We start from the raw sequence: 11,720 nt of genomic DNA on the forward strand, positions 1-11,720 counted from the left end.
CGATCAGAACGTCTTGGCGGGGGTGGCGCAGCTGACCAGCCGGCAGGCCGACGTGCCGGGGTTGCGGAAGCGGTGGGGGATGTTGGTGTTGAAGTAGTACGCCTCGCCCGGCGCCAGTGTCCGCGTCTGGGCGCCGATCGTGATCTCGATCTCCCCTTCGAGCACGACCCCGGCTTCCTCGCCCTGATGGGCGATCATCTCGCGCCCGGTATCGCTGCCGGCCGGATAGGTCTCGATCATGAACGACAGCGCCCGCGACTCCCGGTTGGCGCCCACCAGCTTGTAGATCACGTCGCCGGTGCCGACGTCGGTCAGCTCGTCGGCACCGTAGAAGACCTGGTTCCGGTTCTCCAGATCCATGGTGAAGAAATCCCCCACGCTCATCGGAATGGCGTCGAGGATCTTCTTCAGCGAGCTGACGGAGGGGCTGACCTTGCCCTGCTCGATCAGCGACAGGCTGGAGTGGGTCACGCCACAGCGCTTGGCCAGCTCTCGCTGGGAGATGCCGCGAAAAGTTCTCAGGGCTCGCAGGCGGGCGCCGACATCATCAGACATCCATTCTCTTCCTCAAGCGATGGTCACCGTACGTCGGGGATACCGGACGGAGGCGACTCGCGGTTGAACCAGCTTTCCAGAATCAACTGCGCGGCGATGCCATCCACGCCGCGATCGCGATAGTTGCCCTTGTGGCCCTGCCCCTGGGCGATCAGCTTGGCGGCGCGGGTGGTGCCGCGCTCGTCGAACATCTCAACCGGCTTGCCGAAGCGCCCGTGCAGGCGGTTGCCGAACTTGCGCGCACGCACGCTCATGTCGGATTCGCTGCCGTCGTCGTGAATCGGCAGCCCCACCACCAGCAGATCCGGCTGCCACTCCTTCAACAGCTTCTCGACCTTGATCCAGTCCGGAATCCCGTCGCGGGCGGTCAGCGGTTCCAGCCCGCTGGCGGAGCACAGCATCTCGTTGCCGACCGCCACGCCGATACGCCGCGTGCCGTAGTCGAACGCCATGACGAGACGCCGGCCTAGCTTGTCATCCATCGCCGATGCCATCAGGCGTGCCCGGCGTCGCGGGTCATCAGATTGAGATCGACCCCGAGGATCCCGGCGGCCGCGCTCAGGCGCTGCTCCGGCGGGCGGTCGAACAGGATCGCGGCGTCGCCTTCGACGGTCAGCCAGGTGTTCTGCTTGAGCTCGTCCTCGAGCTGGCCGGACTTCCAGCCCGCGCAGCCCAGTGTCACCAGGTACTGCTCCGGGCCGCGACGCTGGGCGATCGCCTGCAGCATGTCCATCGAGGTGGTCAGCGCCAGACCATCGGCGACCTGAATGCTGGAATCCCAGTCGCTGGCGTTGCCGCGATGCAGGATGAAACCGCGATCGCGGTAGGTCGGCCCGCCGTTGTAGACCAGCACGTCGTTGTGCGGGCCGGGCTCGGATTCGATATCGAGCTGCTCGAACAGCCCATCCAGCGACAGCTCCGAGGGGCGGTTGACGATGACGCCCAAGGTGCCGTCATCGTCATGATCGCAGAGATAGGTCAGCGTCCCCGCGAAGTTGGGATCTTCCAGGTGCGGCATCGCCATCAGGAAATAGTGCTTGAGGCTCTGCATCGGCGTGGGCATGGATGTTGGCCTGATCGTTGACATAGGGCTCCGTCGGGCATCGCGCAGCGGCCCGGCAATCAGGCCGCGAGCCGCCAGTAGAGGAAATGGGTCCAGTGTACCACCTGTGCCAGGCTTGACCGGATCAGCCCCGGCTTTCCAGGCGTCTGACGATCGCCGCCATCAGCTGCGCGGCGATATCGGTGCCGCGCTGATCGTCGATCTCGCGCACGCAGGTCGGGCTGGTCACGTTGATCTCGGTGATGTAATCGCCGATTACGTCGAGCCCCACGAACAGCAGCCCTTTCTCGCGGATCATCGGCTGCACCTGCTCGACCAGCCAGTAGTCGCGATCGGTCAGCTCGCGGGAGACGCCACGACCGCCGGCGGCCAGGTTGCCACGGGTTTCGCCGGCACTGGGAATGCGCGCCAGCCCGTAGGGCACCGGCTCGCCGTCGACCAGCAGGATGCGCGTATCGCCATCCTTGATCTCCGGCAGGTAGCGCTGGGCCATGATCTGGCGCTGGCCGCGTTCGGTGAGCTGCTCGATCACCGCGCCGAGATTGCGGCCGTCGGGGCCAATGTGGAAGATGCCGGTGCCGCCCATGCCATCCAGCGGCTTGAAGATGGTGTCGCCATGCTCGGCCTGGAAGGCGCGCAGCACCGCATCACGGCAGGAGACCACCGTCGGCGGAATGCAGTGGGCGAACTGCTGGGCGAACAGCTTCTCGTTGCACTCGAACAGCGCCCGGGTCGGGTTGACCACCAGCGTGCCCTCCCGCTCGGCAAACGCCAGCAGATGGACGGCATTGAGGAAGTGGCTGTCCACCGGCGGATCCTTGCGCATCAGGATCACGTCGAGCTCGCCGAGCGGCATCGCCTCGCGCTCGCCCAGGTCATACCAGTGCTGCGGATCGCGATGCACCTTCAGCGGGCGCACGCTGCCCATGGCGCGACCCTCGTAGAGATAGAGATCTTCCTGCTCGAGATAGTAGAGCGACCAGCCCATCGCTTCCGCCGCCCACAAAAGCGTCAGGGTGGTGTCCTTCTTGTAGGTAATATCGGCGATGGGGTCCATCACCACGCCGAGCTTGATAGCGTTCTGGCTCATCGATTGGGTCTTCCAGAAGAGGTATTGAATGGGCCGCAGTATGACGCAGCTCTCGCCGCGTCACCAAAAGAGATCGCGTTCGACTCTCCCGCCCCGGCCTCAAATGCCTCACTCGGCGCCACTCAGCTCGTTCCACAGAAAGCGCCACGCCAGCGCGCTCAGTTTCGCCCGCTGGGCGTTGTCCGCCGCGCCGCCGTGGCCGCCTTCGGTGTTCTCGTAGTAGTGCACGTCACAGCCCATCGCCTCCATGCGCGCCATCATCTTGCGTGCATGACCGGGATGGACGCGGTCGTCCCGGGTCGAGGTGGTGAACAGCACCGCCGGGTAATCCACGCCCTCGCGCAAGTTGTGGTAGGGGGAATAGTCCTGGAGGAAATTGTCCCAGTCGTCGCTGTCCGGGTCGCCGTATTCCGCCATCCACGAGGCGCCGGCGAGTAGCTGGTGATAGCGCTGCATGTCCAGCAGCGGCACTTCGCAGACCGCCGCGGCAAAATGATCCGGATAGCGGGTGATCATGTTGCCCACCAGCAGGCCACCGTTGGAACCGCCCTGGATGCCGAGCTTGTCCGGCGTGGTGATGCCGGTAGCGACCAGATCCTCGGCGACGGCGGCGAAATCCTCGAACGCCCTGTGGCGCTTGCCCTTGAGCGCGGCGCGATGCCAGCGCGGCCCGTATTCGCCGCCGCCGCGAATGTTGGCGACCACGTAGGCGCCGCCGCGGGAAAGCCAGCTGCGCCCGGCGCCGGCGATGTAGTGCGGCGTCAGCGAGATCTCGAAGCCGCCGTAGCCGTAGAGCAGCGTCGGCAGCGGCGCGGTCGGCCTGTCATCGTTGCCGTTCGCTGGATCTCCCGCGCCGGCCGGCAGCACCAGAAAGTAGGGAATCGACGTGCCGTCCAGGCTGGCGGCGAAACGCTGCATCACCTGCATGCCTTGCGTCTCGAAGAAGCTCGGGGCGCGCTTGACCGTTTCCGGCGGCGCGTCTAGTTGCGTCAAATCCCGATGTTTCAGGTCCAGGCGCGCCAGCGTGGTGGGGGTGAGATAGTCGGTAATGATGACGAAGACCTCGTCGCTCTCCTCGTCGTCGACGGCCGCGACGCCGATCTCGCCGGTCGCGGGCAGCCCGGCCAGCGGCCGCGGCGACCAGTCGTCGCCCTGCCCCGGCGTCAGTACCTGCAGGCGATGCTTGACGTCCTCGAGGATATCCAGCACCAGGTAGTGCCGCGTCCATTCGAAACCTTCCAGCGAGCGGTGCGCATCCGGCACGAACAGCGTGGTGAAGTCGCGATCGCCGCGCTTGAACGTCTCGTAGTCGATCGCCAGCAGCGCACCGCTGGGATACGTCACGGCGGCGTCGTTCCTGCCGTTCCCGCTATTCAGGGTCCAGTCCTCGCGCAGATGGACCAGCAGCCATTCCCGATGGACCGATGCCTGGGCGGAGAGCGGCACCTCGATGGGCACATGCTGTCCATCCGGCGTGATTTCGAGCAGACGCTGCTCGTAGAACGCCAGCGCGTGATGGATGAAGTCGCGTTCGAAGCCGCGAGTGCTATCGTGGAAGGCGACAGCCATCAAATCCTGCTCGGCGGCCTCGAAGACGGTTTCCGCCTCGCTCAGCGGCTCGCCCCGCCGCCAGCGCTTGACGCGCCGCGGATAGCCGGAACTGGTCAGCGAATCGTTTTCCGAGCCCGAGTCGGCGCCACCGAAGTCGGTATAGACGAACACCGTGTCGCGGTCGATCCAGCTCATGCCGCCCTTGGCCTCCGGCCGCGTGAAGCCGTGTTCGCCTTCGCGATCGACCCCGCCCCCGACCCAGCGCTTGCCGATGAGATCGAACTCGCGGGTGACGTCGGCATCCGCGCCGCCGCGGGAGAGCGAGATCAAGGCGCGCTCCCAGGGCTCGCCGGGATGCGCCGGTTCCAGGCAGCTCGCGCCGTGCCAGACCCAGTTCTCCCCTTCGGCGGCGTTCAGTGCGTCGACGTCGATCAGCACCTCCCACTCCGGCCGCGCCTGCCGATAGGAATCCCACGTGGTGCGGCGCCACAGCCCGCGCGGATGCTCGGCATCCTGCCAGAAGTTGTAGTAATGCTCGCCGCGTTTCACCACGAACGGGATGCGGTCGTCGGCGTCGAGAATCTCGCGCAGGCCGGTCTCCAGCACCGCGAATTCGGCATCCGCAAAGCGCGCCAGCGTCCGGCGGTTCTGGTCCTCGACCCAGGCCAGCGACTCGGCGCCATCCACCGCCTCCAGCCAGCGGTACGGGTCGTCGTTCGGGGTGCCGGCCGTCTCGGGATCGGCCGACTGATAGCGACTAGGCGGAAAGTGAAGCACGGGCATCTCCAGAAGCGGTCCAGAAAGCGATAAAGGCTGCCGTCGAGCCTAGCATGTGCCACGACTCAATGGCCGATGGCCGCGTCCATCACGGCCATCGGCAGATAAAAAATTGGCGATACGTGACCAGCTGTCCGACGCTGAGGGTGATCCAGCTAGTGTTGGCCGTATCTGACCATCGTTCAAACCGTTCCCGCGGCCGGCCACCAACGTCGTATTGGTCGTGCCCCGGCTTCGTGCAACGGTGGAATCGCAATGACCACTTCCGGGAGAGTCTCATGGAGGACTGGACGCAAACCCTGACGGCAGGACCGCTGTTGGGTATCGCCGCGGCAGCGATCGCGCTGCTGCTGATCCTGATCATTCGCTTTCATCTGCACGCCTTTCCGACGCTGGTGCTGGTCAGCCTGCTGACCGCGTTCGCCACCGGCATCCCCGCCGGGGCCGTCGTCGATACCATGACCGACAGTTTCGCTGGCACGCTGGGCTCGGTGGCGCTGCTGGTCGGCTTCGGCGCGATGCTGGGCAAGCTGGTGGAGCACTCCGGCGGCGCCCAGGTGCTGGCCGAGCGGATGGTCTCGCTGTTCGGCGAGGCGCGAGCGCCCCTTGCACTCGGCATCGCCTCGCTGATCATGGGCTTCCCGATCTTCTTCGATGCCGGCCTGATCGTGATGCTGCCGATCATCTTCGCTGTCGCCAAGCGCCTCGGCGGCCCGGTGCTGCTCTACGCACTACCGGCGGCAGCCGCGTTTTCGGTGATGCACGTGTTCGTGCCGCCGCACCCCGGCCCGGTCACCGCCACCGAGCTCTACGGTGCCAACCTCGGCCTGGTGCTGCTGGTGGGCATCCTCATCGCCTTCCCGATGTGGTATCTCTCGGGTTACCTGTGGGGGCGATTCGCCGCCAACCGCTTCGATTTCCGGCTGGAAGTGAGCCTGTTCGGCGGCCAGGACAACGACGAGATCCACAACCCGCCCGGCGTGGGCACGGTCATCGCGCTGCTGTTGCTGCCGCTGGCGCTGATCTTTCTCAACACCGGGCTCGACTTCGCCCGCGCCGCCGGCATGGCCGACAGCGATGCCACCTGGTTCCAGTTCCTCTCCTCGCTGGGCGAGACGCCGATCGCGCTGCTGATTTCGGTGCTGGTAGCGATCTACGTGCTGGGCAGCCGTCGCGGCGAAGGCGGCAGCGCGCTGGAGAAGATCGTCGACTCCTCGCTGGGGCCGATCTGCTCGGTGATCCTGATCACCGGCGCCGGCGGCATGTTCGGCGGCGTGCTGCAGGCTTCCGGCATCGGCGATGCGCTGTCCGATTCGATGAGCGACCTGGGCCTGCCGGTCATCGCCGCCGCCTATCTCGTCGCCGTGGTGATGCGTCTGGCGCAGGGTTCCGCCACCGTGGCACTGGTCACCGCCGCCGGGCTGATGGCGCCGGCCGTGGCCAACGGCGACTTCTCCGCCATGCAGGTCGTCGCGATCACGCTGGCCACCGCCGCCGGCTCGGTCTTCGCCGGCCACGTCAACGACTCCGGCTTCTGGCTGGTAGGGCGCCTGCTGGGCATGGACGTCAAGACCACGCTGATGACCTGGACCGTGCAGCAGGCGCTGGAATCTCTGGTCGGGTTCGTGCTCGCCTGCGCGGTTTACCTGATTTTCTAGATCGCAGATGAGCTAGCCATTGATTGGCCATAAGGGAAAACGATGAAAGAGCTATTCGACATTCGAGACCGGCTGGCGCTGGTCACCGGTTCCACTCGCGGGCTGGGCAACGCGCTGGCCCGCGGGCTGGCCGAACAGGGCGCCCACGTGGTTCTTCACGGGCGCCGGCAGGAAGCGGCCGAGGAAGCCGCCCGGAAACTGGCGGCGGAAACCGGCGCCAGGGTCGACGCCGTGGCGTTCGACGTCACCGATGCCGAGGCCGTGAAGGCGGCCATCGACCCGCTGGTCGAACGTCTCGGCGTGCCGGACATTCTGGTCAACAACGCCGGTCTGCAGAAGCGCGCGTCGTTCAACGACTTCGACCCCGCCGACTGGGATGCGGTGATCGCCACCAATCTCTCCAGCGCGTTCTACGTTGCCAAGGCGCTAAGCCCGGCGATGTCCGAGCGCGGCAGCGGCAAGATCGTCAACATCGGCTCGGTGCAGTCGAAACTCGCCCGGGAGACGATCGTGCCCTATGCCGCCTCCAAGGGCGGCGTGGCGCTGCTGACCCAGGGCATGGCGGCGGATCTGGCCCGCTACGGCATCCAGGTCAACTGCCTCTCCCCCGGCTACTTCCAGACCGACATGAACCAGGCGCTATGGCAGGACGCCGACTTCAACGCCTGGATCGAGAAGCGCACCCCGGCGCAACGCTGGGGCCAGGTCGAGGAACTGGTCGGCACGCTGATCTACCTCTGCTCCGGCGCCTCGAACTTCGTCTCCGGGCAGAACGTGTTCGTCGACGGCGGCATGACCTCGGTGGTCTGAGGGCACCCTCACGGCGGCGATTCAGCGGCCGCTGTTAGCCGGCGATAGTTTTCCTGTATCGGGCCAGTCGCAAGGATTCATTGTTGGTTGGCTAATCGTTTCCTAGACTTTGGTCTATCATTTTAGCCACATCAGGCCGAAGCAGGCCGAAGCAAGGAAGGAATTCACGATATGGCAGCACTTTTCGAACCGTTCGATCTCGCCGGTACCCGCCTGAACAACCGCATCGTCATGGCACCGATGACCCGCGCCCGCGCCAAGGGCGACGTGCCCGACGAAATGGGCGCGCTCTACTATCGTCAGCGCGCCAGCGCCGGGCTGATCATCTCCGAAGGCAGCCCGATATCCCGCGAGGGCCAGGGCTACCTGTTCAACCCGGGCATCTTCGGCCCCGACCAGATCGCCGGCTGGAAGAAAGCGACCCAGGCCGTGCATGAGCGCGGCGGCGTGATCTTCTGCCAGACCTGGCACGTCGGCCGTGTCTCGCACACCTCGATCCAGCTGAACGGCGCCGCGCCGATCAGCAGCTCCGACAAGCAGGGCGGCATGGCCTTCGGCTACAACGAAGACGGGCAGCCCGACATGCTGGCGGCTACCAAGCCGCGTGCCGCCACGACCGAAGAGTGCCGCCGGCTGGTCGAGGATTTCGGCCAGGCCGCGCTCAACGCACGCAATGCCGGCTTCGACGGGGTCGAGCTGCACGGCGCCAACGGCTATCTGCTCGAGCAGTTCATCAACGCCGGCCTCAACGACCGCACCGACGAGTACGGCGGCTCGCGGGAAAATCGCTGCCGCCTGCTGCTCGAATCGATCGACGCCTCCATCGCCCTGATCGGCGAGCATCGCGTCGGCGTGCGCCTGACGCCCTACGGCACGCTGTTCGATATGCCGCTGTATGACGACATCGAAGGCACCTATCTCTATCTCGCCGAAGAGCTGAGCAAGCGCAATCTGGCCTATGTCCACATCATGGATCAGGGCGCCCAGGGGCAGAACGCGCTGCCGCGCGAGTTCCTGCGCAAGTTCCGCGACGCCTATCACGGCACGCTGCTGTTCGCCGGCAACCTCGACAAGGCGGAAGCGCAACGCCTGGTCGACGACAGCGTCATCGACCTGCCGGTGTTCGGCCGCCCGTTCACCTCCAACCCGGATCTGGTCGAGCGACTGCAGAACGACTGGCCGCTGGCCGAGTTCGACCCGGATACCTTCTACGGCGGCGATGCCCGCGGCTACGTCGACTTCCCCACCTACGAGGAAGAGCAGGCGCGTCTGGCACGCGAGAAGATGATCGCCGGGAAGTCCTGATCCGGCTCGCGGATCGCGCTAACGATCGTCCGAGACTGTTGTTCAGGACGATCGTGCAAGACGAGAAACGCCCCGATCACAGGATCGGGGCGTTTTTCATGGGGCTCTCACTGACCATGCGAACCGCTGGTCGTGGTCGGTTCTCGCTTAGCGGCGAATGCCCAGCGCCTCATGCTGCTTGGCAAACAGCGCCTGACAGCCGCTCTCGGCCAGATCGAGCATGCCGTTGAGCTCGGCGCGGGAGAACGCCTCCGCTTCCGCCGTACCCTGCACTTCGATCAGCTTGCCGTCTTCGGTCATCACCACGTTCATGTCGGTGTCGGCGGCGCTGTCTTCCGGGTAGTCCAGATCGAGCACCGGCGTGCCCTTGTAGACGCCCACCGAGATCGAGCTGACCAGCTGGCGGAACGGGTCGGTCTTGATCATCTTCTTGCGCTGCATGTACTGCAGCGCCTCGACCAGCGCCACGCAGGCCCCGGTGATCGAGGCCGTGCGCGTGCCGCCATCGGCCTGCAGCACGTCGCAGTCGACCGTGATCGTGAACTCGCCGAGCTTCTTCAGATCCACCGCCGCCCGCAGCGACCGGCCGATCAGACGCTGGATTTCCAGCGTGCGCCCGCCCTGCTTGCCCCGCGCCGCTTCACGACCGCTACGGGAATGGGTCGCGCGCGGCAGCATGCCGTATTCCGCCGTCACCCAGCCCTGGTTCTTGCCGCGCAGCCAACGCGGCACGCCGGCTTCGACGCTGGCGTTGCACAGCACCTGGGTATCCCCGAAGCTCACCAGCACCGAGCCCTCGGCGTGACGGGTAAAACCGCGGGTCAGCGTGACCTCGCGGGGCTGATCGGGTTGTCGTCCACTCGGGCGCATGAAAGCCTCTCGATCCAAAACATCAATGACAGAAGCGCCACACTGACGGCGCCTCATGGAGGTCGGCCATTCTACACGGGTCAGCCGCACATTCACGGCTACCGAGCGGCGGCCAAGCGCCTTGTCGATGCGGTACACTCCAACGATCAGCTCGACGATTCAAGGAATTTCCCATGCCCCACAGCATGACCGCCTTCTCCCGCCAGACCCATGAGGCCAACTGGGGCAGCCTGCAGCTCGAACTGCGCTCCGTGAACCAGCGCTACCTGGAGCCCCACTTCCGCCTTCCCGACACCCTGCGCGATCTCGAGCCGCATTTCCGCGAAGCGATGCGCCAGCGTCTCGCCCGCGGCAAGGTGGAATGCTCGCTGCGCTTCGACCCTGCCGAAGGCAACGCCGCGCCAGGGATCAACGCCGATCAGCTCGCCGCGCTCTCCCAGGCGCTGGAACAGGTTCGCGCACAGCTGCCGGAAGCGCCGATGCCCAACGCGCTGGAACTGCTCGCCCACCCCGGCGTGATGGCCACCCAGCGCCTGGATCTGGAAAGCGTCAAGGCTGCCGCACTCGAACTGTTCGACACCGCACTGAACGACCTGCAGACCGGCCGCGCCCGCGAAGGCGAGCGCCTGGCGGAACTGATCAGCGACCGGCTCCAGGGCGTGCGCGAGCAGGTCACCGTGGTACGTGAACACCTGCCGACGATTCTCGAACGCCAGCGCACTCAGCTACTGGAAAGACTGGAAAGCGCCAAGACCGAACTCGACCCGCAGCGGCTGGAAGCGGAAATGGTGATGGTGGCGCAGAAGGCCGATGTCGCCGAAGAACTCGACCGGCTGGAGACCCACGTCACCGAGGTCGAACGGCAGCTCGGCTCGAGCGGCCCCATCGGCCGGCGCCTCGACTTCCTGATGCAGGAACTCAACCGCGAAGCCAACACCCTCTCCTCCAAGGCCATCGTCGCCGACACCACCCGCTGCGCCGTGGAGCTGAAGGTACTGATCGAACAGATGCGGGAGCAGATTCAGAATATCGAGTGATGTCTATGTGGCGGGTCCCGCATGATTGATTACCCGCTGGGTAAATAGTTCAGGTCGTTTAGCTACCATTCCTTCATCGCTGCAATCGGTGATTGATGGTGCAGCGCCTTCTGCGGGATGTGATGATTTTACAGCCAGCAATAGCGTTTGAGCGTCTGTTCCAGGTCCTTGCCTGAGACACATAGCGCTGAGTGGCCAGCACGTCGCTGATGCGGCCGTTGGAGCGTTTCATCATGCCATTCGTCTGTGGCCGGCCCGGTTTGATCCGGCGATGCTCGATGCCATGGGCCTGACACGCCTGATCGAAGTGATGGCGACCGCTTGGCTTGCGCTCACCGGCTCGCGTGAAGCAATCCGTGAAGGACTTGCCGTTGTCGGTCAGCACGGTCTGGATCATAAAGGGGGCCTCTCTTTCACCCGCTTCATGAACGCTTGCGCGTCCTGCGCGGACTGGCTGCTTCTGACCTCCAGATATACCCATCGGGTCGCTCGGTCTATGGCCACGTACAGGTAGCGTTTCTGCTGCTCATCGGGCGTTTGGGGCAGGTGCTTGATGTTGATGTGTACTATCCCGGCGCATAGTCCTTGAAGGGCTTGTGCTTGAGCGCCTCGTCACCGCCGGCATCTTGCCGGGCTAGTTCCCCAGCGTTGGCACCTCACGTCGCTTGAGCATGCGGTGCAGGCCGGAGCGTGACAGCCGAGGATTCAGAACTCGCGTGCCACGACCAACAAGTCATCGAGGCCAAATCGCAGGAACGCCCGTGCAGCGACTAGCACCTCTTCCTGCTCGGTCGTCAGCGTGGCCAGCAGGTTATGCCGCGTATGTGAACGATCATGGACATCGTCTCGGTACCGCCAACGGCGAATGGTCGAATCGCCGACACCGTACTGGCGGGCCAACTCGCTATCGCTGATGCTGGCGGGTGCCGCCTGGATCTCGGCACGAATCTTCGGTGTGGTGGTAGCTTGCTTATGCAGCTTGATGTCCATGTCTCTGCTCCCGG

The 11,720-nt window shown here is 65.3% G+C and carries 10 protein-coding genes and 1 pseudogene; 4 read left to right on the forward strand and 7 right to left on the reverse strand.

From position 1 onward, the window contains the following. Nucleotides 1–3 precede the first annotated feature (3 nt). The 5 genes from ACWHY3_RS18290 to ACWHY3_RS18310 form a co-directional block, all read right to left on the reverse strand. Nucleotides 4–555: a cupin domain-containing protein gene (locus ACWHY3_RS18290; RefSeq protein ID WP_448127198.1), complete on the reverse strand. Its 552-nt coding sequence runs from the start codon at nucleotides 553–555 to the stop codon at nucleotides 4–6. Nucleotides 556–578: 23 nt separating this feature from the next. Then, nucleotides 579–1,037, reverse strand: coding sequence for a Holliday junction resolvase RuvX (gene ruvX / locus ACWHY3_RS18295; protein ID WP_303855262.1), 459 nt, complete (start codon nucleotides 1,035–1,037; stop codon nucleotides 579–581). Nucleotides 1,038–1,048: 11 nt separating this feature from the next. Then, nucleotides 1,049–1,606, reverse strand: coding sequence for a YqgE/AlgH family protein (locus ACWHY3_RS18300; RefSeq protein ID WP_448128177.1), 558 nt, complete (start codon nucleotides 1,604–1,606; stop codon nucleotides 1,049–1,051). Between the two features lie 136 nt (nucleotides 1,607–1,742). Further along, on the reverse strand, nucleotides 1,743–2,708 hold the full coding sequence (gshB, locus tag ACWHY3_RS18305) for a glutathione synthase (RefSeq protein WP_087720989.1): 966 nt from the start codon (nucleotides 2,706–2,708) through the stop codon (nucleotides 1,743–1,745). A 108-nt stretch (nucleotides 2,709–2,816) separates the two neighbouring features. Further along, nucleotides 2,817–5,036 (reverse strand): prolyl oligopeptidase family serine peptidase, encoded by a 2,220-nt coding sequence (locus ACWHY3_RS18310; RefSeq protein ID WP_448127199.1) that lies wholly within the window; start codon nucleotides 5,034–5,036, stop codon nucleotides 2,817–2,819. 278 nt (nucleotides 5,037–5,314) lie between these two features. Here ACWHY3_RS18310 and ACWHY3_RS18315 point away from each other — a divergent pair, with 278 nt between their 5' ends. The 3 genes from ACWHY3_RS18315 to ACWHY3_RS18325 all read left to right on the forward strand — a co-directional run bounded on the left by ACWHY3_RS18315 (nucleotide 5,315) and on the right by ACWHY3_RS18325 (nucleotide 8,809). Continuing rightward, nucleotides 5,315–6,694 (forward strand): GntP family permease, encoded by a 1,380-nt coding sequence (locus ACWHY3_RS18315; protein WP_448127200.1) that lies wholly within the window; start codon nucleotides 5,315–5,317, stop codon nucleotides 6,692–6,694. Between the two features lie 42 nt (nucleotides 6,695–6,736). Further along, nucleotides 6,737–7,504 (forward strand): glucose 1-dehydrogenase, encoded by a 768-nt coding sequence (locus ACWHY3_RS18320; RefSeq protein WP_448127201.1) that lies wholly within the window; start codon nucleotides 6,737–6,739, stop codon nucleotides 7,502–7,504. Between the two features lie 171 nt (nucleotides 7,505–7,675). After that, entirely contained in the window at nucleotides 7,676–8,809 is a 1,134-nt protein-coding gene (locus ACWHY3_RS18325; RefSeq protein WP_448127202.1) for an alkene reductase, read from the forward strand. Between the two features lie 147 nt (nucleotides 8,810–8,956). Here ACWHY3_RS18325 and rph read toward each other — a convergent pair whose 3' ends face one another. Then, nucleotides 8,957–9,679: a ribonuclease PH gene (gene rph, locus ACWHY3_RS18330; protein WP_332780107.1), complete on the reverse strand. Its 723-nt coding sequence runs from the start codon at nucleotides 9,677–9,679 to the stop codon at nucleotides 8,957–8,959. Between the two features lie 173 nt (nucleotides 9,680–9,852). On the opposite strand from rph, the gene ACWHY3_RS18335 reads away from it, so the two are divergent. After that, nucleotides 9,853–10,716 (forward strand): YicC/YloC family endoribonuclease, encoded by an 864-nt coding sequence (locus ACWHY3_RS18335; protein WP_448127203.1) that lies wholly within the window; start codon nucleotides 9,853–9,855, stop codon nucleotides 10,714–10,716. Between the two features lie 3 nt (nucleotides 10,717–10,719). Here the strand turns inward: ACWHY3_RS18335 and ACWHY3_RS18340 are convergent. Continuing rightward, nucleotides 10,720–11,706 (reverse strand): annotated as a pseudogene (locus ACWHY3_RS18340) (DDE-type integrase/transposase/recombinase). Nucleotides 11,707–11,720: the final 14 nt, after the last annotated feature.

The organism is Salinicola sp. NYA28a, from assembly GCF_976982775.1.

What these genes read in the sequence shown, in the direction of transcription:
- ACWHY3_RS18290 (WP_448127198.1), bottom strand. Translation starts at nt 555, where the DNA reads ATGTCTGATGATGTCGGCGCCCGCCTGCGAGCCCTGAGAACTTTTCGC.
- ruvX (WP_303855262.1), bottom strand. Translation starts at nt 1,037, where the DNA reads ATGGATGACAAGCTAGGCCGGCGTCTCGTCATGGCGTTCGACTACGGC.
- ACWHY3_RS18300 (WP_448128177.1), bottom strand. Translation starts at nt 1,606, where the DNA reads ATGCAGAGCCTCAAGCACTATTTCCTGATGGCGATGCCGCACCTGGAA.
- gshB (WP_087720989.1), bottom strand. Translation starts at nt 2,708, where the DNA reads ATGAGCCAGAACGCTATCAAGCTCGGCGTGGTGATGGACCCCATCGCC.
- ACWHY3_RS18315 (WP_448127200.1), top strand. Translation starts at nt 5,315, where the DNA reads ATGGAGGACTGGACGCAAACCCTGACGGCAGGACCGCTGTTGGGTATC.
- ACWHY3_RS18320 (WP_448127201.1), top strand. Translation starts at nt 6,737, where the DNA reads ATGAAAGAGCTATTCGACATTCGAGACCGGCTGGCGCTGGTCACCGGT.
- ACWHY3_RS18325 (WP_448127202.1), top strand. Translation starts at nt 7,676, where the DNA reads ATGGCAGCACTTTTCGAACCGTTCGATCTCGCCGGTACCCGCCTGAAC.
- rph (WP_332780107.1), bottom strand. Translation starts at nt 9,679, where the DNA reads ATGCGCCCGAGTGGACGACAACCCGATCAGCCCCGCGAGGTCACGCTG.
- ACWHY3_RS18335 (WP_448127203.1), top strand. Translation starts at nt 9,853, where the DNA reads ATGCCCCACAGCATGACCGCCTTCTCCCGCCAGACCCATGAGGCCAAC.